Below are 22850 nucleotides of genomic sequence, written 5' to 3' on the forward strand. Positions count from 1 at the left end.
GCCGGATCAGTTGCGCCGGCCCTGGCGCAGCATGTCCAGCAACACGTAGATCAACGGCCACAGCAGCATGCCCAGCAACGGCGCCCACCAGTAATTCCAGGGCAACCGGGGTTCACCGAGCAGCCAGTGGATGGCCGCGTCGACGATACGGTCGTTGATGAGCAGGCCGCCGATGGCGAGCGCCTGCTGGGATACCGGGAAGAACCGCAGCTGCAGGCGGAACCGCTGCAGGATGAAGGCCATGATCACCAGCCGCAGCGCCTGTTCGCCCAGCAGGCTGCCGAACATCACGTCGGCGACCACGCCCACGCCCATCGCCAGTCCCAGGCCGGCGCGCTCGGGTGTTTCGATCACCCAGTAGGCCAGCACCAGCGCCAGCCAGTAGGGACGCAGCGGCTGCAGCATCTCCGGCAAGGGCAGCAGGCCCAGCAACAGGGCGACGATGAAACTGAGCGGCAGGATCCAGCCGCTGCGGATACGGCTCATCGGGCAGGCTCCGTGGCCGGAGTGGCCTGACTGGCCGACGGCGGCGGCATCTGCGGGGAGGGCGCGGCGCTGGTGCGCGGCGGATTGGCCGATGTACCGGCGGGTGAAGGGGTGGTCGTTGCCGTGCCGACGGAGCCGGGTGTCGCGGCACCGGCCGCGTTGGCGGCGCCGCCCGTTGCCGGCGTCACGCCGTTCACGGCCGGCGTGACCGGCACGCTGTCCGGATCGACCGGTGCGTTGGCCGGACGCGTGGCCGGCAACGGCAGGCGCAGCGGCGGCGCCGAGCGCAGCAGCAGGACGTCGCGGCCGCGATCCAGTTGCGCGGCCGGGCGCACGTCGCCGACCAGGAAGGCATGGCTGTCGTCCGGCCTCAGGGCGGCGATGGTCCCGACCGGGAAGCCGGCGGGGAACCGCCCGCCCAGGCCGGACGTGACCACCACGTCACCCACCTTGACCCCGCTGTTGAGCGGGATATCGGCCAGTTCCAGCAGATCGCGGCGGCCGCGCCCGTAGGCGATCAGGCGCACGCCGCTGCTGGCGACCACCACCGGCACCGCGTGATCGGGATCGGTCAGCAGCAGGACGATCGCATGCGCCGGGGTCACCTGCGTGATCTGTCCCATCAGGCCGCCGGCGTCGATGACCGGCTGGCCGATGCGCACGCCGTCGCCGCTGCCGGCATCCAGCACAAGGCGCTGGCGGGTGGGATCCAGATCGATGTCGAGGATCGGTGCCAGCTGCACGTCCAGGCCACGACTCTCGGCCACGCCCAGCAACGCGCGCAGCTGCATGTTGTCGGCCGCCGCCGTGCTGAGCCGGGTCAGGCGGGCATTGGCCACCAGCAGCTCATTGCGCAGCTGGCGGTTTTCCTCCATCAGCCGGGTGCGGGTCACCGCATCGTCCTTGACCCGCGTGCCGACCCGCCCGGGCAGGCCCGCCAGCCACCACAGCGGCTGGGTCACCACGCTGACCTGCGCACGCGCCTGCGACAGCCAGCCGCCGCGGTGATCCAGCACGATCAGGGCGATCGCCAGCGCCAGATAGCCCAGCAGGCGCAGGGTGCTGGCGACTTCTCCGGGGCGGGAGGCGACGGGAGGACCGGCGTAGGCAGGCATCAGGGCCGGGAATCGGATGGGGGGAATCGGGAAAACCGGAATGCGCGCGGGCGGCATTCCGGGTCGGGAGTCGTTGCGGGTGTTTCAGATCCCCGTCGCGAAAACGGCGGGTGGACGCGCGAACCGGAACCACGGAAAGAACAGACACCCATTCCCCGCCCCCGATTCCGCATCCCCAGCATCATTCCGGCGCGAAGAACTCGTTGCCGTGCATGTCGACCAGCTCCAGGGCGCGGCCGCCGCCGCGCGCCACGCAGGTCAGCGGATCGTCGGCGACCTGCACGTGCAGGCCGGTTTCCTCGGAGATCAGGCGATCCAGATCGCGCAGCAGGGCGCCGCCGCCGGTCAGCACGATGCCGCGCTCGGCGACGTCGGCGCACAGCTCCGGCGGGGTCTGCTCCAGCGCCAGCTTGACCGCGCTGACGATGCCCGACAGCGGCTCGTGCAGGGCTTCCAGCACCTCGTTGGAGTTGATCTTGATCATCTTCGGCACGCCCTCGGCGAGGTTGCGGCCGGAGATTTCCATTTCCTGCAGTTCCGGTTGCGGGTAGGCGCAGCCGATTTCCAGCTTGATCCGCTCGGCGGTGGCTTCGCCGATCAGCATGCCGTGGTTGCGGCGGACGTAGTTGGTGATGAATTCGTCGAAGCGGTCGCCGCCGATGCGGACCGACTGCGAGTAGACGATGCCGTTCAGCGAGATCACGGCCACCTCGGTGGTGCCGCCGCCGATGTCGATGACCATCGAGCCGCGGGCCTCGGTGACCGGCATGCCGGCACCGATGGCGGCGGCCATGGGTTCCTCGATCAGGTAGACGTCACGGGCGCCGGCCTCCTCGGCCGACTCCTTGATGGCGCGGCGCTCGACCTGGGTGGAACCGGCCGGCACGCACACCAGCACCCGCGGGCTGGGACGCAGCACGCGCGACTTGTGCACCTTCTTGATGAAGTACTTGAGCATCGCCTCGGTGTAGGTGAAGTCGGCGATCACGCCGTCCTTCATCGGCCGGATGGTGGTGATGTGGCCGGGGGTGCGGCCCAGCATCTGCTTGGCCTCCGCGCCCACCGCGGCGACCGAGCGGGAGCCGCCGATCGCCCGGTCCTGGCGGACCGCCACCACCGATGGTTCGTTCAGCACGATGCCCTGTCCGCGTACGTAGATGAGGGTATTGGCCGTGCCCAGGTCGATGGACAGGTCGTTGGAGAACATGCCGCGGAGCTTTTTGAACATCGGGGAGTGGGTCCTGCTGGTGGCGGATCGCGCAGCGGGGCTGGCGATTTTTTGGGCACGAAACGAAGTCGGCTAGCCTAGCAACCCGCCTGTGCGCGGGCAAGGAAAAATCTCGTGAAAATGCGGGGAAAAACGCGCATGGCGACGGTTCGACCGATGCGGATGGATACCGCCGGCGGCCTCCACGTACGGTTCGCCGGGGGCGGATCAAGACTGGCCCCGCGCGCCCTCAGCCGGTAACCTTCGCACCGGCCCGCCCGAACCGGGGTGGCCGTCCCGTTTTTTTCGACCGGCCAGGCATGGCCGGCCGCCGTCCACCCGCCGAGCCTTGCCGATGTCCGCACTGATTTGTGGTTCCCTCGCCTACGACACCATCATGGTGTTCCCGGACCAGTTCAAGAACCACATCCTGCCGGACAAGGTGCACATCCTGAATGTGTCCTTCCTGGTCCCGCGCATGCGCCGCGAGTTCGGCGGCTGCGCCGGCAACATCGCCTACAACCTCAAGCTGCTGGGCGGCGACCCGATCCCGATGGCCACGGTGGGCCAGGACTTCGGCCCGTACCGGGAGTGGTTCCAGGAGCAGGCCATCAACCTGAGCCAGGTCAAGGTGATCGAGGAACTGTTCACCCCGCAGGCCTTCATCACCACCGACCACGACAACAACCAGATCACCGCGTTCCATCCGGGCGCGATGATGCGCAGCTACGAGAACCACGTGAAGGACGTGCCCGGGGTGACCTTCGGCATCGTCAGCCCGGACGGGCGCGAGGGCATGCTGCAGAACGCCGCCGAGTTCGCCGGGGCCGGCATTCCCTTCATCTTCGATCCCGGCCAGGCCATGCCGCTGTTCAACGGCGAGGAACTGCGCCAGTTCATCGAACTGGCCGACTACGTGACCGTCAACGACTACGAATCCAACCTGCTGCAGGAACGCACCGGCTGGAGCGAAACCGACATCGTCAAGCGGGTCAAGGCCTACATCACCACCCGTGGCCCGCACGGCTCGCAGATCCACACCCCCGACAAGACCTACGACATCCCGCCGGCCCACGAGCGCCGGGTCACCGACCCGACCGGCTGCGGCGACGCCTTCCGCGCCGGCCTGATCTTCGGCATCGAGAAGGGCTACGACTGGCTGACCATCGGCCGCATGGGCAACCTGATGGGCGCGCTCAAGGTCGAGCACCCCGGCACCCAGAACCAGCGCTTCGACTTCGACGAGTTCAACGAGCAGTTCAAGCAGCAATTCGGCTACTCGCTCTGATTCCGGCGCGGCCGGGATGCATCCCGGACCTGGTCCGCGGCGGCGGGATGAAATCCGTCACCATTCCGGCGTAAGGTGATGGCGAAGGGCGGGTAACACGACCGTCCGCGCAAGGCGGCAATGACAGGTACGCACGCAGGACATCCCCGCAAGGGGAACTCCCAGGACACCACTCCGGCGGTTCCGCCGTCCCGTTTTTCCCTCGTTTTCCGCCAGTTCGCGGCCGCCGTCGGCATCGGCCTGCTGGTGCTGGTCGCCTCCTGGCTCGGCATCCTCAGCCGTCCCGAGCACCAGCTGGCCTCGTTCTGGCCCACCAACGCCTTGCTGCTGGGCGTGTTCGCGCGCCGGCCCGCGCTGGCGACCCCGCTGGGCTGGCTCGCCGCGGCGGCCGGTTACCTGGGCGCGGACCTGCTTACCGGCAGCGATCTGTCCGCCACCCTGCGCCTGACCGGCGCCAACCTGGCCGGCGTGGCGGTCGGCTGCCTGCTGTTCCACCGGTTCCGGCGCGAGGATCTGGGCCTGCAGCGCGCGCAGTCGATGTTGCGGGTGCTGATGGTCTGCGCCGGGGCGGCCTTCGCCGCCGCGCTTTCAGGCTGCCTGATCGCTCGCTCGCTGATCGGCGCCGACCTGGTCCAGGCCATCGGCATCTGGTTCTCGGCCGAACTGGTCAGTTACGTGGCGCTGGTGCCGGTGATCCTGCTGCTGCCCTCCCCGCGACAGCTGCGCCACGCCTGGCGCGAACCGCTGGCGCGCTTCCTGAACATGCCCGGCCACCGCCTGCCCGCGTTGTCCCTGCTGCTGACGGTGCTGCTGGGCGTGGCGATTGGCGGTCCTGGCGCGATTGCCTTCCCAGTGCCGGCGCTGCTGTGGTGCGCACTGAGCTACCGGCTGTTCACCACCGCGACCGCCACCGCCCTGCTGTGCATCTGGACCCTGGTGGGCATCGCCAACGGCTGGATCGACCTGCACGTGCAGGACGACATGGCCGCGATTGTCTCGATGCGCATCGGCATGGCGCTGGTCGCGGTGGCGCCGCTGACCGTGGCCGGCGCCCATGCCGCACGCAACCGGCTGCTCAACGCGCTCAACCATGCCGCCAACCACGACGCGCTGACCCAGACGCTCAGCCGCAGCGCCTTCGAGCGCCGCGGCGAGGCCGCGCTGGAACGCGCCCGCACGCAGGGTGGCGGTCTCGCCGTGCTGATGGTGGATCTGGATCACTTCAAGGCGATCAACGATCGCCACGGCCATGCCGCCGGCGACACCGTGCTGGTCGCCTTCGCCGAACGCGCGCGCGGACTGCTGCGCGAAGGCGACCTGCTGGGCCGTTTCGGCGGCGAGGAATTCGCCATCCTGGCACCGGGCATCGGCGAGCGCGACGCGCTGCGGCTGGCCGATCAACTGCTGCGCGTGTCCGCGCAACCGTTCGCGCTGGAAGACGGCCGCCGCCTGGACATCACCATCAGCATCGGCCTGGCGATGCAGCCGCCGCTGGCCGACGGCGCCTCGCTGGAAACCCTGCTCAAGCGCGCCGATCGCGCGCTGTACCAGGCCAAGTTCAACGGCCGCAACCGGATGGAACAGGCGCCATTGCCGGCGTCGGAATCCTAGGTTCCCGGGTACGAGACGGACCGCGGCACGCGCGGGATCACTCCCAACCCGGCATCTGGCTGCCGTCCAGGCCGCCGGTCTCGAACACCGCCTTGCGGCTGCCGCCGGCTTTCACCGGGAACTCGATTTCCAGCATCCTGGTCTTGCCCGCCAGTTTCCACAGCGCGTTCTGGTCGGTGATGAACATGGCTATCGCCTCGTCGGTATCCGGGCGCCAGGCATCCATCGCCCGGGCCGGCGCGCCATCGGCGGTCACCTTGACCTTGCAGCCGCCCGGGCAGCGGAAGTCGCTGGCCTGCAGGACCAGGTAGCTGCTGCGCTTCCACTTGGGATGATCGCGGAAGATCAGCTGCACCGGCTTGGCGCCACTGCCGTCCACGTCGACCGGATCCTTGCTGTGGATGGCGGCGGTGCGCTGGGTGCCGCCATCGGTGGCGATCTGGGCGTAGTCCCACAATGCCTGCAGGCGGCGCTCCTCGCGCGCGCCCTCGGCCTTGGCCTTCACCTCTTCCAGCAGCGGCTTGATGCGCGTGGCCGCCTGGGTGTCCGGATACTGATCCAGCAGGGCCACGCCATGGATGCGCGCCATTTCCCAGTCGCGCGAGGCCTGTGCCGCATCGAACTTGCCGGCCAGCTGGGTGGCCGCCTCCTCGTTGGCGGCGGCCTGGGCCTGTGCGGCGGCGCGCTGCTCGGCCTCGCGGTCACCGCAGGCGGACAGGGCCAGGACGCTGGCCAGCATGGCCGGGACGATCAGGGTGCGTTTCATCGGGGGACTCCGTTGCGTATCAGGTAATCGACCGCGGCGGCGACGTCGTCGGGACGTTCCATGATCGACATGTGGCCGCAGTCGGACAGCCGCACTTTAACCGCTTGCGGGATGCGTTCGGCGTAAAGCTCCAGCGCGCTCGGATCGATCACCCGATCCTGCGCGCACCACAACAGCAGCGTGGGCTGGCGGATGTGCGCGGCGGCCTGTCCGGGCAGGAAGGCTTCCGACCCGCGGCCGATGCGATCCAGCACCGCCTGCTCGAACGGCGCCTGCGCTCGGCGCCAGTCGATCAGGCCGCGCGAGGCCGGCCAGGGAATCGACGGTTTGGCTTCCTCGCGGTGGAACACCGTATCGAGGTAGCGCTTGAGCGAAGCCTCGTCATGCACCGCGAACGGATTGTGTCCGGCCAGCACCTGCTCGCCGAACACGTTGTCGCGGAAGCGCACCCCGGCCGCATCGATCAGCGCGACCCGGTCCACCAGATCCGGACGATCCGCCGCGGTCAGGGCGACGATGCCGCCGCCCATCGAATGCCCGAGCAACACCAGCGGACTGCCGGGTCGGCGCGCGACCCGGGCGATGAACTCGGCCAGCCGCCGGTTCTGCGCGTCGAAACCGTAGTCCTCGCCCGCCTTGCGTTCGCTCGCGCCCCAACCGGGCAGATCCGGAATCACCACCCGGTACTGCCCCACCAGGCGCTCGGCCAGCGGATACCAGTTTTCCTTGCTGCCGGTGAAGCCGTGGATCATCACCAGCGTCGGCGCGGCCGGATCCTTCGCTCCACGTTCGGCATAGGCCCAGCGATGCCCGGCCACCTCGGCGTGATGCAGGCTCAATCCCGCCATCCAGCGCTGCCGCGCCAGCTCGCCGCGCACCAGCACCATCGGATCGCGCCATACCCAGATCAGCAGCGCGCAAACGAAAACGGCCGCCGTGACGGCGACCGTTTTCCAGGAGATGCGTGGGCGACGCATCGCTTACTTGCTTTCGCCCGCCTTGGCCTTGGCCAGCAGGGCCTCGACCGACGCGGTGGTGATCGGGTGGTAGCCCGGCTTGGCGCGGGCGAAGCTCTCCTCCGCGAAGGCCAGGCCGTCCGGGGTTTTCACCAGTTCCTCGTAGATCGGCATGATCAGCTTGCGGCGACCGACGCGCTCGATGAACTTGCCCAGCTCCGGGCGCGCATCCAGGTAGCCGCTGCGCACGGTCAGCGGATACCAGCGCATGGCGATCTCGCCATTCTGGGTGCCGGTGAAGTGGTAGGCCTTGTCCAGCTGCGCCAGCTGTTCGACGGTCAGCTTCTCGCCCATGCCGTTGATGAAGCTCACCCACTGCTGGGTCACCCAGCCCGAGGTCACCTGCGGGTTCGGCAACTGGCCGCTGCCCAGCCAGGCGATGCGCGCGGTGTCGGTATTGGAGAAACCGCGCGACTGCGCCTTGGCGGCGAACTTGGGAATGCCGGGCTCGTTGAGCCAGGCGTTCAGTTCGGCCTCGGTCACCGCGTTCGGGTTCTTCGGCAGCAGGTTCTTTTTCAGGTACTCGACGAACTGGTCGGTGGTCGCGCTCTGGAAGGCGTGGTCGTCGAACCAGCCACGTAGGAACGGATCGAAGGTGGCGCGGCCGAAACGCTCTTCCAGGAACTTCAGGAACCAGGCGCCCTTGACGTAGGCGACCTGGCTCAGCGAGTCATCCGGATCGCGGTCGGTCAGCGGCGGCAGCGCCAGCGCCTGATCGGCCGGCGACATGTTCTTCACCTCGTCCAGCAGTTCGGTCTGGTCGATCTGTCGCTCCATCTCGGCCAGTTCCTTGCCGTACAGCGCCTCGGTGATGCGGTCCTGCACGTAGGTGGTGAAGCCTTCGTTGAGCCAGATGTCCTTCCAGCTGGCGTTGGTCACCAGGTTGCCGGACCAGCTGTGCGCCAGCTCATGCGCGATCAGCGAGACCAGCGACTTGTCGCCGACGATCACGGTCGGGGTGGCGAAGGTCAGGCGCGGGTTCTCCATGCCGCCGAACGGAAACGACGGCGGCAGCACCAGCATGTCGTAGCGTTCCCAGCGGTACGGGCCGTACAGCGATTCGGCCACGCCGATCATCTTCTCGGTGTCCTCGAACTCCTTGGTCGCCTTCTCGACCATCGACGGTTCGGCCCACACGCCGCTGCGGTTGGAGATCGGCTTGAACACCAGATCACCGGCCGCGATGGCCAGCAGGTAGGACGGAATCGGCTGCGGCATCTTGAAGCTGTAATCGCCATCGCGCGACGCGGCCGGATCGTTGTCCGCGCTCATCAACACCATCACGTCCGGACGCGAGGTCACGTGCGCGCTGTAGGTGAAGCGCACGCTCGGGGTGTCCTGCAGCGGCACCCAGCTGCGCGCGTGGATGGCCTGCGACTGGCTGAACATGAAGGGCAACTGCTTGCCTTCGGTCATCGACGGCGCCAGCCACTGCAGGCCCGACGCCTGCGGCGAGGTCTTGTAGGCGATGCGCACGTGCGCGTTCTGCGCCGGCGCCTCGATGGTCAACTTGCTGCCGAAGATCTTGTCGGCCTGCGCCAGGTTGAACTGCAGCGGCGCCCAGGCGCCGGCGGCGTCCTGGCCTTCGACCTTCTCGATGCTCAGGTCGCGTGTGTCCAGGACCAGCTGCTTGGCCGCCTTGTCCTTCCATTCCAGGGTGTAGCTGGCAGTGCCGCCGAGTTGCTTCTGGTCGAAATCGACCGCCAGATCCAGCGCCAGATCCTTGATGACGACCTTGGTCGGCTCGGCGTAGGAGCTTTCGTCGTGGCTGCGTTCGGTCTTCACGGCGGTCGGCGCGGGCTTGGCGGCGGGAGCTTCGGGAGCGGGGGCGGATTCTTGGGAGCAGCCGGCCGCCAGCACGGCGGCGCAGGACAGGGTCAACAGTACGGCGCGCATCAGGGATTCCTGCGACAGGGAAGCGGCAAGTTTACCCGCCCGCGCGGCGGATGCCTTGATGCGGCGCAGCTTGGGGATGGCTCCAGAAGCAAATCCCCCTCGGTCCCCCTTTTTCAAGCGCTTCTCAACAGCCGAATGGCTGGTCAAGGGGGAGGAAAAGCCAGTCGCTGCAAGCACGTGACGACGTGATAGCCCCCTTTTAAAAAGGGGGCGGGCACCCGCGCCAGCGGGTGACGGGGGATTTGCTCTTGGCGCAGAACCTGCTCTCCCTTCCATGAGGGAGAAACCGCTTAAACGCGATAACCCGTATGCACCGCGACGATGCCGGCGCTGAGGTTCTTGTAGCTGGCGCGGGCGAAGCCGGCTTCGTCCATCATCGCCTTCAGCTGTTCCTGCGGCGGATGCTTGCGGATGCTCTCGGCCAGGTACTGGTAACTGCCGGCGTCGCGGGCGAACAGCTGGCCCAGCTTCGGCAGCACCTTGAACGAATGGAAGTCGTAGACCGGCTTGAACCACTCGGCGGTCACTTCCGAGAATTCCAGCACCCGCGCCTGGCCGCCGACCTTCAGTACCCGATGCATCTCGCGCAGCGCGGCATCCTTGTCGGTGACATTGCGCAGGCCGAAGGCGATCGTGACCAGATCGAAACTGCGGTCGGGGAACGGCAGCGCCTCGGCGTTGCATTGCACGTAGTCCATGCCCGACACCAGCCCGCGATCGGTCATGCGATCGCGGCCGACCGACAGCATGCCGGCGTTGATGTCGCCCAGCACGATCTCGCCGGTCTCGCCCACACGATCCTTCAGCAGCGCGGCGATGTCGCCGGTGCCGCCGGCCAGATCCAGCACGCGATCGCCGCGCTTGACCTGGCAGGTGCCGACGAAATAGCGCTTCCAGATCCGATGGATGCCCAGGCTCATCAGGTCGTTCATCAGGTCGTACTTGCCGGCGACCGAGGTGAACACCTCGCCGACCAGTTTCTGCTTGTCCCGGGCGTCGACGTCGCGGAAACCGAAATGGGTGGTGCCTGATTGGTAGGGGGATTCGCTCATGGGACGGATTATCGCACCGTCCGGGGGGATCTTGCCGGCGCGGCCGTGGGACAATACCGTGGTGACAACGCCATTCGTCTTCCAGAGGATGCCGACCCGCCCGTGAGCAGCCGCTATACCCCCCGCGAATGGCTGCCGCACGAGCGCCCCACGTTCCCCGGGTCGCCCTCCACCCCGCTGCACCCGGTCCGCCGGCGCATCCAGTTCGCCATCGTCGGCGTGGTGGTCGCGCTCACCGGCGGCCTGAGCAACGCCCTGGTCACCGCCAACCTGCTGAACCTGCAAGGCACCCTGGGCGCCTATGCCTGGGAGATGGCGTGGCTGCCGGCGGCCTACGTGATGACCAACGTCTCGGCCAATCTGCTGCTGGTCAAGTTCCGCCAGCAGTACGGCCTGCGGCTGTTCACCGAGATCTTCCTGGTGCTGTACGCGCTGATCGCGTTCGCCCACCTGTTCGTCAACGATCTCGGTTCGGCCATCGCGGTGCGCGCCGCGCACGGGCTGGTCGGCGCGGCGCTGAGCACGCTGGGCCTGTACTACATGATCCAGGCGTTTCCGGCGCGGATGCGGCTCAAGGCGGTGGTGATCGGGCTGGGCATGAGCCAGCTGGCGCTGCCGCTGGCGCGCATCTTCTCCACCGAGCTGCTGCAGTATGGCGAATGGCGCGGCCTGTATCTGTTCGAATTGGGCCTGGCGATCGTGGCGCTGGCCTGCGTGCTGGTGCTCAAGCTGCCGCCCAGCGATCGCACGAAGGTGTTCGAGAAGCTGGATTTCCTGACCTTCTCCCTGTTCGCCGGCGGCGCCGCCTGCCTGGCCGCGGTGCTGTCGCTGGGCCGCTATCTGTGGTGGACCGAGAATCCGTGGCTGGGGCTGACCCTGGCGATGGCGATCGTGCTGCTGATCAGTTCGGTGGCGATCGAGCATTACCGGAAGAATCCGCTCATCAACACCCGCTGGCTGGCCAGCGGCACGATGATGCGGCTGGCGCTGTCCATCGTGCTGATCCGCATCGTACTGTCCGAGCAGAGCATCGGCGCGGTGGGGTTCATGCAGAACCTGGGCCTGAACAACGACGAGCTGCACACGATGTACGCGTGGGTGCTGGTCGGCTGCGTGGCCGGCGTCGCCGTCAGCGCGCTGACCATCCGCCCGCAGCACACCGGCCAGCACCTGATGTTCGCGGTGCTGCTGATCGCCACCGGCGCGTTCATGGACGCGCATTCCAGCAACCTGACCCGTCCCGAACAGATGTATTTCAGCCAGTTCCTGCTGGCGTTCGGCAGCACCTTCTTCATCGGCCCGGCGATGATCAGCGGCATCGGCGCGATCCTGTCCCAGCCCGGCAACCTGATCAGCTTCGTGGTGCTGTTCGGCATGACCCAGAACATGGGCGGCCTGCTCGGCTCCGCGCTGCTGGGCACGTTCCAGGTGGTGCGCGAGAAATTCCATGCCAGCCAGCTCGCCGAGCACATCACCCTGCTGGATCCGCAGGTGGCCGCCCGCGTGCAGGGAACGGCGGCCGGCTATGCGCACACGCTCGGCGATCCGGTCCTGCGCAACGCGCAGGGCATGCGCGCGATGGGCGCGACCGTGACCCGCGAGGCCAACGTGCTGGCCTACAACGATGTCTTCCTGGTGGTGGCCTGGCTGGCCATCTTCACCCTGCTCTGGATCTACGCGGATCTGTGGTGGCGACGACTGAATCCGCCGCCCCCCACGCCCGCACCGCCTTCGCCTTCCCCTTCTCCACGGCCGACGCAAGCATGAACACAGCCGCCAATCCTCCTCCCGATGCCGAACCGGCCGCCCGCCAGGCCGCACGCCGCCGGCGCCGCCTGCTGGGCCTGACCGGATTCGCACTGCTGGCCCTGCTGGGCGTGGGCGTGGTGCTCTACGCCTGGCAACTGCCGCCCTTCACCAGCGCGCTCCAGACCACCGAGAACGCGATGGTGCGTGGACAGACGACCCTGATCAGCCCGCAGGTCAGCGGCTACGTCACCGACGTGCCGGTGCAGGATTTCCAGCATGTGCGCAAGGGCGCGCTGCTGGTGGCGATCGATGATCGGATCTACCGGCAACAGCTGGACCAGGCACGCGCGCAGTTGCAGTCCGCCGAGGCCAATCTCGCCAACTGGACCCAGCAGCACCGCAGCGCCGAGGCCAACGTCGCCCAGAGCCGCGCGGTGATCGCCAGCAACGCGGCGCAGGAACGACGCACCCGTTCGGCGCTGCGGCGCGCGGATCAGCTCGCCCACGAGCATCTGCTTTCCGAGCAGGACCGCGATACGGCCTTCGCCGCCAACGCCCAGGCCGAAGCCAACCTCAGCCAGTCCCGCGCCGGGCTGGAGGTCGCACGCCAGGGCGTGCGCAGCGTCGACGTCAACCTCGCGGTGCTGGAAGCGGCGGTCGCCAGCGCGCGCGCGGCGGTGCAACTGGCGCAGATCAATTTCGACAACACCCGCATCCACGCCCCGCGCGACGGCCAGCTCGGCCAGGTGACGGTGCGCCAGGGCGCTTACGTCACCAACGGCACCCAGCTGATGGCGCTGGTGCCGGACACGATGTGGGTGATCGCCAATTTCAAGGAAACCCAGATGGCGCGGGTGCGGCTGGGCCAGCCGGCCAGCTTCACCGTCGATGCGCTCGGCGGGGAACGCCTGCGCGGGCGCGTGCTGGAGATCTCGCCCGCCACCGGTTCCGAATTCAGCGTGCTGCCGCCTGACAACGCCACCGGCAATTACGTGAAGATCGCCCAGCGCATTCCGGTGAAGATCGCGATCGATTCCGGCCAGGCCGCCGCGGCACGACTGCGTCCGGGCATGTCGGTGGTGGTCAGCGTGGACACCGCCGCCGCGGACCGCTGAGCGGCGCGTACATCAGCGGATCCGGCGAGGATCGCGGAAGGGCTTGCGACGAAGCAGCGGCGGACGCGCGCCGATCCGACCCGGGCCGGCGACCGCAGGCGCGGGCGCACTGGCCGGCGGCGTGCCCACCCGCGCGGGCAACGGCCCGCCGGTGACCTGCCCGCCCGCGGTCAGCGTGACCAGGAATCCCCGCGCGGTGGCGCCGTCCACGCGCAGCCGGTAGCCACCATTCGGCGCGGACCACGTCTCGCCCACCTTGAACATCGTTCCCTCGTTGTTGGCCACGTTCGCCGGCGGCGTGTCGGCGTCTTCGCTGTAGGCGGTGCCGCCGCGCACGCGATGCACGATCACCGCACTGCCGGCCAGCGCCGCCTCGTAATTGCCCGACCGGCTGCGCGCCTCCAGCGTGTACGAAACCGTGAGCGCGGGATCGGCCTGCTCCGGCGTATCCAGCACCACCAACTGGCGACCGGTGCCATCGGCCAGGGCCGCATACTCCAGCTCGAACCGCCAGCTGCCCGTAAGCGTGGCGGGAACCACCCATTTGCGCGCGCCCGCCACCCAGCCCAGGCGGTCCCGCTGGATCATGTTGATGTGCTTGGGCCTCGTGCCGTAGACCGGATCGGCGACCGCGTTGCGCCAACCATCGCTCATCACGTCCCACGGATTGTCGTAGGTATCGTCGTCGCCATCCGAGTTGTCCGAATGCGGCAGCCCGTAGCCATGCCCCATCTCGTGCGCCAGCGGCGCGAGATTGGCGAACGACCACGGTGGATTCCAGGTGGCGCGCGGGCATCGGCGCGCGCCGTCCATCACCGCGCACGCGCCGCCACCCCAGGCATAGCCATCCAAATCGCCGTTGAACATCATGTTGATGCCCTGCGTGCCCGCGAAATCCACCTGCGCGTCCGCGGCGGCGACGCAATCCTGGAACAGGCGATCCAGATCCGCCTCGTCCTTCCCCTCGACCGTGGTCACATAGCTGGATCGCGGATTGGGCAGGCTGAACCAGCCATAGGCCGAACTGCCCGCCAGGTTGATCTGGCCATAGGAGACTTCGCTCCAGTAGTGGCCGAGCTGCCCGATCGCATTGCCATACTGGCTGGTGAAGAACGCCCGGTCCTTCTGCTCGGTGGCGATGTCGGAGAACTTGCACATCAGGGTCACCCAGCGGGTGTTGCCCATCACCGCGGCCGCGGCGGCAACCTGCTTGCCGCCCCGTACGGGCGCCGCCTGGGCCAGCCGATCCGCGGGCACGATCGCATCCACGAAGCGTTCCCGGGCGGAGATACCCCGCGCCTGCGCCGGCAACGAAACCGCGACCCGGCGATTGGCCAGTGCATACAGGTCCACCGCCGCGCGTTTGGCTTGGGCAGGATCGAGCGGGATGCGGCGGCCATCATCGGCCAGCAACACCGCACGCAGCCGCGCGGGGGGCGCTTTCTGCTGGCGCGGCACGGGCGCGGGATCGCCCCAGTGCAGCGCCAGGCGGCCTTGGACGATGGTGGCGCCCGCGGCCTGCGCTTGCACATGGGCCGCGCCCAGCGCAATGCCCAGCGCGACGATGCAGGCGGACCACGCGGTCTGCCAGCGCGACCGTCGACTATGGTGTTTCATGGCTTCTCCCCTTGTCGCCAGGTGCCCCGGCCGCAGCCAGACCGAAGCGGGACCCCACGCCCGTTCCGGCCTCCGAGCATGGCAGTATCACGCCCTGCCCGCCACCCGGAATCGTCCATGTCCATCGACTATCGCGCATTGCTTGAGACCGCCATCACCGAAGCCCGCCAGGGCCTGGCCGAAGGCGGCATCCCGATCGGCGCGGCGCTGTACCACGACGACGGCCGCCTGCTCGGCTGCGGCCACAACCGCCGCATCCAGGAAAACGATCCGTCCGTGCACGGCGAGACCGACGCCTTCCGCAAGGCCGGGCGCCAGCGCCGTTACCGCGACACCATCATGGTCACCACGCTGGCGCCGTGCTGGTACTGCAGCGGGCTGGTGCGCCAGTTCAACATCGGCACGGTGGTGGTCGGCGAATCGGTGAACTTCCGCGGCGGCATCGACTGGCTGCGCGAAAGCGGCGTCAACGTCATCGACCTGCACAGCGAGGAATGCATCGCCCTGCTGGGCGACTACATCCGCGCCAACCCCGAGGTGTGGAACGAGGACATCGGCGAGGATTGAGGGCCGCCCGCGGCCCGGCCGTCCCCGGGCGGCCACCCGGCATTGCCGCAGCGTCATCGGGGCGACACCGGATGCAGACCCGGACTGAACGATCGGCCTGCCATAGTCCAGTTCGTCCCGGCCATGGCCGGGCCACGGTGTCATCGGGCAACACCACTCAATCAAGGGAGTCGGCTCATGAGCACACCCACCCTCGTCCTGGTCCATGGTTTCTGGGGCGGCGCGGCGCACTGGCGGAACGTCATCCTGGAACTCTCGCGCAAGGGGCACGACCGCATCCGCGCGGTCGAACTCCCGCTCACCTCGCTGGCCGACGACGCCGAACGCACCCGCAAGATGGTCGCCCAGCAGCCCGGCCCCGTGCTGCTGGTCGGGCATTCCTACGGCGGCGCGGTTATCACCGAGGCTGGCGACCAGCCCAACGTCGCCGGCCTGGTCTACATCGCCGCGTTCGCCCCGGATGCGGGCGAAAGCCCGGGCGGCATCAGCCAGGCGCATCCACCTGCCGCGATTGCCAACCTCGCACCCGACAGCGACGGCTATCTGTGGATCCGGTACGACAAATTCCACGAGAGCTTCTGCCAGGATCTGGATGCCGACGACGCACTGGTCATGGCGATAGCGCAGAAAGCACCGTTGGCGAGTACCTTCGGCGACACCGTCACCGCACCGGCCTGGAAGAAAAAACCCAGTTGGTATCAGCTCTCGACCCAGGACCGCATGATCCATCCCGACAACCAGAAGCACATGGCCGAACGGATGAATCCGCGCGCGCTGCTGGCGCTGGATGCCAGCCACGCCTCGCTGGCCTCGCAGGCCGCGGCGGTGGCCGGATTGATCGACGAGGCGGCGCGGACGGCCGGCTGACGGGTTCGTCCCCAGGTTCCGGGTTCCACGAACGAAAACGGGCGGCGCATCCGCACCGCCCGTTCCGAAAATCGCCAGGCCGCCGCGAACGACGGCGATTCACGTAGTTACAGGATGTACCGGCTCAGATCCGGATCCTGCACCAGTTCGCCCAGGTGCGAGTCGACGTAGGCGCGGTCGATGGACACGGCCTGGCCGTCGCGGTCGGGGGCTTCGTAGCTCAGGGTATCGAGCAGGCGTTCCAGCACGGTGTGCAGGCGGCGCGCGCCGATGTTTTCCTGGCGCTCGTTGACCTGCGCGGCGATCTCGGCAAGGCGATCGACGGCGTCGTCGCTGAAGTCCAGCGCCACGCCCTCGGTCTTCATCAGCTCGACGTACTGCTTGGTCAGCGCCGCCTTGGGCTCGGTCAGGATGCGGATGAAATCCTGCTTGGACAGCGCCGACAGCTCCACCCGGATCGGGAAACGCCCCTGCAGCTCCGGAATCAGATCGCTGGGCTTGGCCAGGTGGAACGCGCCGGAGGCGATGAACAGGATGTGGTCGGTCTTGACCGTGCCGTACTTGGTGCTGACGTTGGAGCCTTCCACCAGCGGCAGCAGATCGCGCTGCACGCCTTCGCGGCTGACGTCGCCGCCACCGATGTTGTCACCGCGCTTGGCGACCTTGTCGATCTCGTCGATGAAGACGATGCCGTTCTGCTCGCAGGCTTCGATGGCCGCGGTGCGGATATCGTCCTCGTTGACCAGCTTGGCGGCCTCGTCCTCAATCAGCTGCGGACGCGCGGCCTTGATGGTCACGGTGCGCTTGTGGGTCTTGGCGCCGCCCAGGTTGGAGAACATCTGGCGCAGCTGCTGGCCCATCTCTTCCATGCCCGGCGGGGTCATGATGTCCACGCCGACATTGGCGGCCAGCTCCAGCTCGATCTCGCGGTCGTCCAGCTCGCCGTTGCGCAGCATCTTGCGGAACTTGATGCGGGTGTCGTTGTCCTGCGCCGACGGCTCGTTGCGCGCGGCTTCCGGATCGAAGCCGACGCCGACGCTGCGGCGCGGCAGCAGCGCGTCCAGGATGCGATCCTCGGCGCGCTCCTCGGCCTGGGTGCGCACGCGCACCTTGGCCTGCTCGCGATACATCTTGACCGCGGTGTCGGCCAGATCGCGCACGATCTGCTCGACATCCTTGCCGACATAGCCGACCTCGGTGAAACGGGTCGCTTCGACCTTGACGAACGGCGCGTTCGCCAGCGTCGCCAGCCGGCGCGCGATTTCGGTCTTGCCGACGCCGGTGGGGCCGATCAGCAGGATGTTCTTGGGCATCACTTCATTGCGCAGCGCCTCGGGCAGCTGCATGCGGCGCCAGCGGTTGCGCAGCGCGATGGCGACCGCACGCTTGGCCGAATGCTGGCCGACGATATGCCGGTCCAGCTCCTGCACGATCTCGCGCGGGGTCATGGTGGAAGATTCGAGATTGGCCATGGGGGATTCGTGATTCGTGGGAAACAGGGAATGAAAGAGGACGGGAGGACCAGGATCCGGACCCGCTTCCGCGAATCCCCAATCCCGAATCCCCAATCCTGGAACTAGAGCTCTTCAACCACCACGTTGCGATTGGTATAGATACAGATATCGCCCGCGATGTTCAGCGCCTCGACCGCGATCGACTTCGCATCGAGCTGGGTGTGCGCCAGCAGCGCGCGCGCGGCGGACAACGCGTAGGAACCGCCCGAACCAATCGCGATGATGCCGTCCTCCGGCTCGATGACATCGCCGGTGCCACTGATGATCAGCGAGGTTTCCTTGTCGGCCACCGCCAGCAATGCTTCGAGCTTGCCGAGGCGCCGCTCGGTGCGCCAATCCTTGGCCAGCTCGACGGCGGCACGCTGCAACTGGCCGTGCTTCTCGAGCTTGGCCTCGAACAGTTCGAACAGGGTGAAGGCGTCGGCGGCGGCACCCGCGAAGCCGGCCAGCACCTGGCCATCGCGGCCCAGCCGGCGCACCTTGCGCGCATTGCCTTTCATGACGGTATGCCCCAGCGTCACCTGCCCGTCACCGGCCACGGCGACATGACCGTCGCGGCGGACCGAGATGATGGTGGTGGCGTGGAACACGTTGGGATTCTGGCTTGGGTCCATGGAGGCCTCCGGGGGGTTCTCCCTGAGGTGGGGACGCCCGGGGGCGGATCAAGCGTGACTTTTGGGGAGGGATTTGCCTCCAATTGCGCAGGGTTCTGCTCGGACTAATCTGCCCTGAATCGAATCCCTCGGCATCCTGAATCGTCAGACCCAGCCTCTAGCGCGAGTAGTGACAGGAAACACGCAACACTGCCCGGTCCGATCCGAATATGAAAACCAGCGCGGGAAAACCTCCCCCACGCTGGCCCAGCGGTATCGGACTGGTAAAGAAATAGACCCATTTCCCCGTCGAAGCATCAACAAAATCAGGTTTGCCCAAGGCATCCCCTATCCGATCTTGGCCGGGCACATCGTCTTGCTCGGCGCAGCCATGGGCAGTGCGCGCAGTTGCCGGAGCTGCATCGCAAGGGAGTCAAGTAGTGGCGAGCTCATGGCGACGGTTCCGAAGATAGTCGATGCCAGCAAAAGTGCTGTTTTCATGGAACGAACGCTCCTGTCATACGCGGGCAATCGAAGCTGCGGGAATGGCCAACCGGCATCCACTGAGTGAACGGCTTCGGTTCATCGTCTTATCTCAGTCAACACCAACTCTCCTACCAATGGTCTTCCGACAGCATCTGGACACGCACCCCAAAGTGCATCCACCTGATTTTGCATCAACAATAAATCTAACGAATACGGCGGTTCGTACGCCAGTAATTCCTGTTCATGGTGGATGGGTGAACTAGATCTCCCGCAAGCGAAACTCGTAATGGATAACCCCCTTTGAAAAAGGGGGCGGGCGCCCGCGTCAGCGGGTGACGTGGGATTTGCTCTTCGCGCCAAAAGCAAATCCCCCTCAGTCCCCCTTTTTCAAAGGGGGAGGAAAAAGCGGTTTGTGGGAGGGAATAGCCCCTTTGACAAAAGGAGGCAAAGCAGCTTGTGAAAAGGAACAGCCCCCTTTGAAAAAGGGGGCGGGCGCCCGCGTAGCGGGTGACGGGGGATTTGCTCTTCGCGCCAAAAGCAACTCCCCCTCAGTCCCCCTTTTTCGCTTTCAACAGCCCAAAGGCTGGTCAAGGGGGAGGCCAAGCTCACCGCTTCCGCTTCGCCCTCGGATGCGCCGCGTCATACACCTTCGCCAGATGCTGGAAATCCAGATGCGTGTAGATCTGGGTGGTGGCGATGTCGGCGTGGCCGAGCAGTTCCTGCACGCCGCGCAGGTCGCCGGAGGATTCCAGGATATGGCTGGCGAAACTGTGCCGCAGCATGTGCGGGTGCACGTGCTTGAACAGGCCCTGGCGCTGCGCCAGCTGCTTGAGCCGGATCTGCACGGCGCGCTGGGAAATCGGGCCGCCGCCGCGACCGGGAAACACATGCGCCTCGCTGGTGCCGCCCTGTTCGGCGCGCCACGCCTCCAGCGCGTTGCGCGCGTGCGAGCCGACCGGCACCTTGCGCTCCTTGCTGCCCTTGCCGAGCACGGTGACGAAGCCGGAAGCCAGATCCAGATCGCGCCAGCGCAGCGCGCACAGCTCGCTCAGGCGCAGGCCGGAGGAATAGAACAGTTCCAGCAACGCGCGATCGCGCAGGCCCAGCGGCACGTCGGTCGGCACTTCCACCAGTCGCGTCGCCTCGTCGGCGTCCAGCACCTGCGGCAGCTTGCGCGGCGCCTTGGGTGCGCGCAGTGCGGCGGCCGGGCTGGCGGCGATGCGCCCGTGCTTCAACAGCCATTGATAGAAGCTGCGGCAGGCCGACAGTCGGCGTTGCAGGCTCTTGGGCGACAACCCGCGCCGGTGCTCGCTGGCGACGAAGCTGCGCAGTTGCTCGGTGTGCAGGCCGATCACGTCGGCGCCCTGCTCCGTGGACCACCCCGCGAGCGCGGTCAGGTCGCGGCGATAGGCATCCAGCGTATGCGCGGACATGCGCCGCTCGACCTGCAGGTGGGCAAGGAATTCCTCGACGACACCGACCGGTTCGTCAAGACCGGCTTCGCCCTGGCGAGTAGCCGGTGCGGGCTCGATATCCGACTTGTGTTGACGGTTCCTGCTCATCGACTGCCGCGCCAGCGTCCCGCGCAATGGATTCCAGCATACGCCGGAATGACGGATCGGAGAGTTGGACGAGGCGCCGGGACGCCTTGGTCCTCAGCCCTCGAATCGCTTCAGTGCCGTGGTCAGCGCCTCGCCCATCATGCGCAGGAACAGCGTGCCCATGCCCGGGTAGAAACGGTTGCCGTCCAGGCTGCCGACCGCCACCAGGCCCACGCCCGGCAAGGGCAGCAGGGCGGAAGACTGCACTTCCTCGGCGCGGGCGGCGTATAGCACGACGTTCTTTTCCGGCTGCAGGCGGCCACAGATCGGCTCGCCGTCCTTCAGGCAATCGCGGAACGGCGCCAGGATGGCGTTGCCTTCGGCAATCACCTGCAACCATTCCGCCTCTTCCAGGCCAGCCACCGGCTTGAGCAGCACGATGCTGACGCGGTCGCCGTTGAAGTCCTCGGCCAGCGAGGCGGCCATCGCGCGCAGGGTGTCTGCGGCGCTGTTCTGCTTGAGCAACGACAGGGTCAGCTGGTGCGTGCGCACCGCCAGCCGCTCGTTTTCCTGCGCGTTGGCGAACAGATCGTTCAGGCGCTTGGACAACTCGCGGTTCTTGTCGCGCAGCACTTCCAGCTGGTAGCTGGCCAGCGAAGCGGTGCGACCATCGTCGCGCGGCACCACCATGCTCAGCGCCAGGTCCGGGAACTGCTTCAGGAAGGTGGGGTGGCGGCGCAGCCAGGCGGCGATTTCGTGGGCACCCAGCTTCTCGTTCTCGTTCATGCGTTCCATTCCCCTTCGAATACGAATGCGGTCGGGCCGGACATCACCACTTCGGCATCGTCCGCCGGCCATTGGATGTGCAGATCGCCGCCCGGCAGCGATACCGTCGCGGCGCGATCGATGCGACCACGCTTCATCAGCACCACCGCCGCGGCGCAGGCGCCGCTGCCGCAGGCCAGGGTCTCGCCGACGCCGCGCTCGTAGACGCGCAGGCGGATGCGGTCACGCGCGACCACCTCGGCGAAACCGACGTTGACCGACTCCGGAAACCACGTCGACTGCTGCAAGGCAGGGCCGACCTTCAGCACCGGCGCGTCGGCCACCGAGGGCACCTCGACGACCGCATGCGGATTGCCCATCGACACCGCGCCAAAACTCAGCCGCAGGTCCTCGTCCACCCGCACGTCGTATTCGTCCTGCGCCTGCTCGAAACCGGCCAGCGGAATCCGCGCCGGCACGACCTGCGGCACCCCCATGGCGATGGCATAACGATCGCCGCCCAGGTGTTCCACGTCGTGCGTGGTCAGCGGACTGTCGACCCGGAAGCGCTCGCCGCTGGCGACGCCGTCGCGCACCAGCCAGGCCGCCACGCAGCGCGCGCCGTTGCCACACTGCTGCGAGGTGGAGCCGTCCGAATTCCAGATCCGGTAGGACGCCACCGCATCGGCGCTGCGTGGCGGCTCGATGGTCAGGATCTGGTCGCAGCCGACGCCGAAGTGGCGGTCGGCCAGGCGCGCGGCCAGTTCGGGCCCCGGAGGCGGGATGTCGCCGCGCAGATCGAGCACGACGAAGTCGTTGCCCGCGCCGTGCATCTTGGTGAAGGAAATCATCGCCGAGGCCGGAGGCCGTGCGCTCATGGCGTGCTGGGCGGGTTGGCCGGCTCCGCGGTGGGTTCGGCGGGCGGCGTCGCCGTGTCGGTCGAATCCGTCGAATCGGCCGGCGCGGTTTCGGTGCCTTCGGCAGCCGGTTCGACCGGCGCTTCGGCCGGGATCTCGGTCTCCGGCGCCGGCTTCTCCGGCAGGAACAGCGGACCCTTGGCGCCGCAGGCGGCGAGGAGCGCCATGGCGATGGCGGCGGACAGCAGACGGAGCGATCGGTTCATGCGGCGCAGTATAGCCAGCCGGGGATGAATCGGAATGGCGTCAGCGCGGCGGTTCCGGGCGGCGCCACAGCCAGGTCCCCACCGCCGCCATGCAGCCAATCGGCAGCAACACCATCCACAGCCGGTGGGATCCGGCGATCAGCATCACCGCCAGCAGGATCAGCGCGGAGGCCAGCATCGTCCAGGTCGCCGCCCACTTGGCCCGGCGCGACACCGCGCCGTGGGCCTGCCAGTCGCGGATCATCGGCCCGAAGCGGGGGTGCGACAGCAGGTAGTGGTGCAGGCGATCCGACCCACGCGACGCCGCATAGGCCGCGATCAGGATGAAGACGGTGGTTGGCAAGCCCGGCACGAAGATGCCCAGGATGCCCGTGCCCAGGCTGGCGTAGGCCAGCAGCCACCACGCCCAGCGGAAGCGTCGCGAGGAAGCCGGCGGCGGCGTGTCATCGTTCACCGGCACCTTTTACCGCATGTGG

The 22850-nt window shown here is 67.6% G+C and carries 21 protein-coding genes; 6 read left to right on the forward strand and 15 right to left on the reverse strand.

The window, feature by feature from the left end:
• Positions 1-6: 6 nt before the first annotated feature.
• The 3 genes from mreD to IB228_RS08320 all read right to left on the reverse strand — a co-directional run bounded on the left by mreD (position 7) and on the right by IB228_RS08320 (position 2829).
• Positions 7-486 (reverse strand): rod shape-determining protein MreD, encoded by a 480-nt coding sequence (mreD, locus tag IB228_RS08310; RefSeq protein WP_192198066.1) that lies wholly within the window; start codon positions 484-486, stop codon positions 7-9.
• Positions 483-1601, reverse strand: a complete 1119-nt coding sequence (gene mreC / locus IB228_RS08315) for a rod shape-determining protein MreC (protein WP_192198067.1) — start codon at positions 1599-1601, stop codon at positions 483-485. The genes mreD and mreC overlap by 4 nt, the downstream gene beginning before the upstream one ends.
• 181 nt (positions 1602-1782) lie before the next feature.
• Positions 1783-2829, reverse strand: a complete 1047-nt coding sequence (locus IB228_RS08320) for a rod shape-determining protein (RefSeq protein ID WP_141455404.1) — start codon at positions 2827-2829, stop codon at positions 1783-1785.
• Positions 2830-3163: 334 nt separating this feature from the next.
• Here IB228_RS08320 and IB228_RS08325 point away from each other — a divergent pair, with 334 nt between their 5' ends.
• Together IB228_RS08325 and IB228_RS08330 are read left to right on the forward strand one after the other, a co-directional pair.
• On the forward strand, positions 3164-4096 hold the full coding sequence (locus IB228_RS08325) for a carbohydrate kinase family protein (protein ID WP_141455403.1): 933 nt from the start codon (positions 3164-3166) through the stop codon (positions 4094-4096).
• A gap of 120 nt (positions 4097-4216) precedes the next feature.
• Positions 4217-5707 carry a sensor domain-containing diguanylate cyclase gene (locus IB228_RS08330; protein ID WP_192198068.1) on the forward strand — a complete coding sequence of 497 codons (1491 nt, stop codon included), beginning with the start codon at positions 4217-4219 and terminating at the stop codon, positions 5705-5707.
• 37 nt (positions 5708-5744) lie between these two features.
• Here the strand turns inward: IB228_RS08330 and IB228_RS08335 are convergent, their stop codons facing one another.
• The 4 genes from IB228_RS08335 to ubiE all read right to left on the reverse strand — a co-directional run bounded on the left by IB228_RS08335 (position 5745) and on the right by ubiE (position 10437).
• Entirely contained in the window at positions 5745-6473 is a 729-nt protein-coding gene (locus tag IB228_RS08335) for a hypothetical protein (RefSeq protein WP_192198069.1), read from the reverse strand.
• Positions 6470-7450 carry an alpha/beta hydrolase gene (locus tag IB228_RS08340; protein WP_192198070.1) on the reverse strand — a complete coding sequence of 327 codons (981 nt, stop codon included), beginning with the start codon at positions 7448-7450 and terminating at the stop codon, positions 6470-6472. Before IB228_RS08340 ends, IB228_RS08335 begins: the two co-directional genes overlap by 4 nt.
• Positions 7451-7453: 3 nt before the next feature.
• On the reverse strand, positions 7454-9385 hold the full coding sequence (locus IB228_RS08345; protein ID WP_192198071.1) for a M1 family metallopeptidase: 1932 nt from the start codon (positions 9383-9385) through the stop codon (positions 7454-7456).
• A 290-nt stretch (positions 9386-9675) separates the two neighbouring features.
• On the reverse strand, positions 9676-10437 hold the full coding sequence (gene ubiE, locus IB228_RS08350; RefSeq protein ID WP_192198072.1) for a bifunctional demethylmenaquinone methyltransferase/2-methoxy-6-polyprenyl-1,4-benzoquinol methylase UbiE: 762 nt from the start codon (positions 10435-10437) through the stop codon (positions 9676-9678).
• Positions 10438-10539: 102 nt separating this feature from the next.
• Here ubiE and IB228_RS08355 point away from each other — a divergent pair, with 102 nt between their 5' ends.
• A complete protein-coding gene (locus IB228_RS08355; protein WP_192198073.1) occupies positions 10540-12204 on the forward strand; it encodes an MFS transporter in 1665 nt (554 codons plus the stop codon).
• Positions 12201-13301, forward strand: a complete 1101-nt coding sequence (locus tag IB228_RS08360; protein WP_192198074.1) for an HlyD family secretion protein — start codon at positions 12201-12203, stop codon at positions 13299-13301. Before IB228_RS08355 ends, IB228_RS08360 begins: the two co-directional genes overlap by 4 nt.
• Before the next feature lie 12 nt (positions 13302-13313).
• Here the strand turns inward: IB228_RS08360 and IB228_RS08365 are convergent, their stop codons facing one another.
• Complete coding sequence (locus IB228_RS08365; protein ID WP_192198075.1) at positions 13314-14918, reverse strand: hypothetical protein; 1605 nt, start codon at positions 14916-14918, stop codon at positions 13314-13316.
• Between the two features lie 117 nt (positions 14919-15035).
• On the opposite strand from IB228_RS08365, the gene IB228_RS08370 reads away from it, so the two are divergent.
• Both IB228_RS08370 and IB228_RS08375 read left to right on the forward strand, forming a co-directional pair.
• Positions 15036-15485 carry a nucleoside deaminase gene (locus IB228_RS08370; protein ID WP_192198076.1) on the forward strand — a complete coding sequence of 150 codons (450 nt, stop codon included), beginning with the start codon at positions 15036-15038 and terminating at the stop codon, positions 15483-15485.
• Positions 15486-15662: 177 nt separating this feature from the next.
• Positions 15663-16352 carry an alpha/beta hydrolase gene (locus IB228_RS08375; protein ID WP_183639396.1) on the forward strand — a complete coding sequence of 230 codons (690 nt, stop codon included), beginning with the start codon at positions 15663-15665 and terminating at the stop codon, positions 16350-16352.
• A 107-nt stretch (positions 16353-16459) separates the two neighbouring features.
• Here the strand turns inward: IB228_RS08375 and hslU are convergent, their stop codons facing one another.
• From hslU to IB228_RS08410, 7 genes are all read right to left on the reverse strand, one after another.
• Entirely contained in the window at positions 16460-17824 is a 1365-nt protein-coding gene (gene hslU / locus IB228_RS08380) for an ATP-dependent protease ATPase subunit HslU (protein WP_183639397.1), read from the reverse strand.
• Positions 17825-17928: 104 nt separating this feature from the next.
• Entirely contained in the window at positions 17929-18480 is a 552-nt protein-coding gene (gene hslV / locus IB228_RS08385) for an ATP-dependent protease subunit HslV (RefSeq protein WP_141455391.1), read from the reverse strand.
• 1070 nt (positions 18481-19550) lie between these two features.
• Complete coding sequence (gene xerC, locus IB228_RS08390) at positions 19551-20507, reverse strand: tyrosine recombinase XerC (RefSeq protein ID WP_192198077.1); 957 nt, start codon at positions 20505-20507, stop codon at positions 19551-19553.
• A 93-nt stretch (positions 20508-20600) separates the two neighbouring features.
• Positions 20601-21281: a DUF484 family protein gene (locus IB228_RS08395; protein ID WP_183639399.1), complete on the reverse strand. Its 681-nt coding sequence runs from the start codon at positions 21279-21281 to the stop codon at positions 20601-20603.
• The gene (dapF, locus tag IB228_RS08400) at positions 21269-22102 is read right to left on the reverse strand and encodes a diaminopimelate epimerase (RefSeq protein ID WP_225562360.1); all 834 of its coding nucleotides are present in this window, start codon (positions 22100-22102) and stop codon (positions 21269-21271) included. The genes IB228_RS08395 and dapF overlap by 13 nt, the downstream gene beginning before the upstream one ends.
• A gap of 23 nt (positions 22103-22125) precedes the next feature.
• Positions 22126-22374 carry a lipoprotein gene (locus tag IB228_RS08405; protein WP_183639401.1) on the reverse strand — a complete coding sequence of 83 codons (249 nt, stop codon included), beginning with the start codon at positions 22372-22374 and terminating at the stop codon, positions 22126-22128.
• A gap of 40 nt (positions 22375-22414) precedes the next feature.
• Positions 22415-22828: a YbaN family protein gene (locus tag IB228_RS08410; protein WP_192198079.1), complete on the reverse strand. Its 414-nt coding sequence runs from the start codon at positions 22826-22828 to the stop codon at positions 22415-22417.
• Between the last annotated feature and the right edge of the window lie 22 nt (positions 22829-22850).

It is taken from the genome of Pseudoxanthomonas sp. PXM04 (genome assembly GCF_014851695.1).
In the GTDB taxonomy this organism is placed as follows: Bacteria; Pseudomonadota; Gammaproteobacteria; order Xanthomonadales; family Xanthomonadaceae; genus Pseudoxanthomonas_A; species Pseudoxanthomonas_A beigongshangi.

Coding starts and splice junctions, on each gene's coding strand:
- IB228_RS08345 (WP_192198071.1), bottom strand. CDS start 9,385: ATGCGCGCCGTACTGTTGACCCTGTCCTGCGCCGCCGTGCTGGCGGCC.
- hslV (WP_141455391.1), bottom strand. CDS start 18,480: ATGGACCCAAGCCAGAATCCCAACGTGTTCCACGCCACCACCATCATC.
- hslU (WP_183639397.1), bottom strand. CDS start 17,824: ATGGCCAATCTCGAATCTTCCACCATGACCCCGCGCGAGATCGTGCAG.
- IB228_RS08395 (WP_183639399.1), bottom strand. CDS start 21,281: ATGGAACGCATGAACGAGAACGAGAAGCTGGGTGCCCACGAAATCGCC.
- dapF (WP_225562360.1), bottom strand. CDS start 22,102: ATGATTTCCTTCACCAAGATGCACGGCGCGGGCAACGACTTCGTCGTG.
- mreC (WP_192198067.1), bottom strand. CDS start 1,601: ATGCCTGCCTACGCCGGTCCTCCCGTCGCCTCCCGCCCCGGAGAAGTC.
- IB228_RS08330 (WP_192198068.1), top strand. CDS start 4,217: ATGACAGGTACGCACGCAGGACATCCCCGCAAGGGGAACTCCCAGGAC.
- IB228_RS08335 (WP_192198069.1), bottom strand. CDS start 6,473: ATGAAACGCACCCTGATCGTCCCGGCCATGCTGGCCAGCGTCCTGGCC.
- IB228_RS08320 (WP_141455404.1), bottom strand. CDS start 2,829: ATGTTCAAAAAGCTCCGCGGCATGTTCTCCAACGACCTGTCCATCGAC.
- IB228_RS08375 (WP_183639396.1), top strand. CDS start 15,663: ATGAGCACACCCACCCTCGTCCTGGTCCATGGTTTCTGGGGCGGCGCG.
- ubiE (WP_192198072.1), bottom strand. CDS start 10,437: ATGAGCGAATCCCCCTACCAATCAGGCACCACCCATTTCGGTTTCCGC.
- IB228_RS08325 (WP_141455403.1), top strand. CDS start 3,164: ATGTCCGCACTGATTTGTGGTTCCCTCGCCTACGACACCATCATGGTG.
- IB228_RS08370 (WP_192198076.1), top strand. CDS start 15,036: ATGTCCATCGACTATCGCGCATTGCTTGAGACCGCCATCACCGAAGCC.
- IB228_RS08360 (WP_192198074.1), top strand. CDS start 12,201: ATGAACACAGCCGCCAATCCTCCTCCCGATGCCGAACCGGCCGCCCGC.
- xerC (WP_192198077.1), bottom strand. CDS start 20,507: ATGAGCAGGAACCGTCAACACAAGTCGGATATCGAGCCCGCACCGGCT.
- mreD (WP_192198066.1), bottom strand. CDS start 486: ATGAGCCGTATCCGCAGCGGCTGGATCCTGCCGCTCAGTTTCATCGTC.
- IB228_RS08340 (WP_192198070.1), bottom strand. CDS start 7,450: ATGCGTCGCCCACGCATCTCCTGGAAAACGGTCGCCGTCACGGCGGCC.
- IB228_RS08405 (WP_183639401.1), bottom strand. CDS start 22,374: ATGAACCGATCGCTCCGTCTGCTGTCCGCCGCCATCGCCATGGCGCTC.
- IB228_RS08365 (WP_192198075.1), bottom strand. CDS start 14,918: ATGAAACACCATAGTCGACGGTCGCGCTGGCAGACCGCGTGGTCCGCC.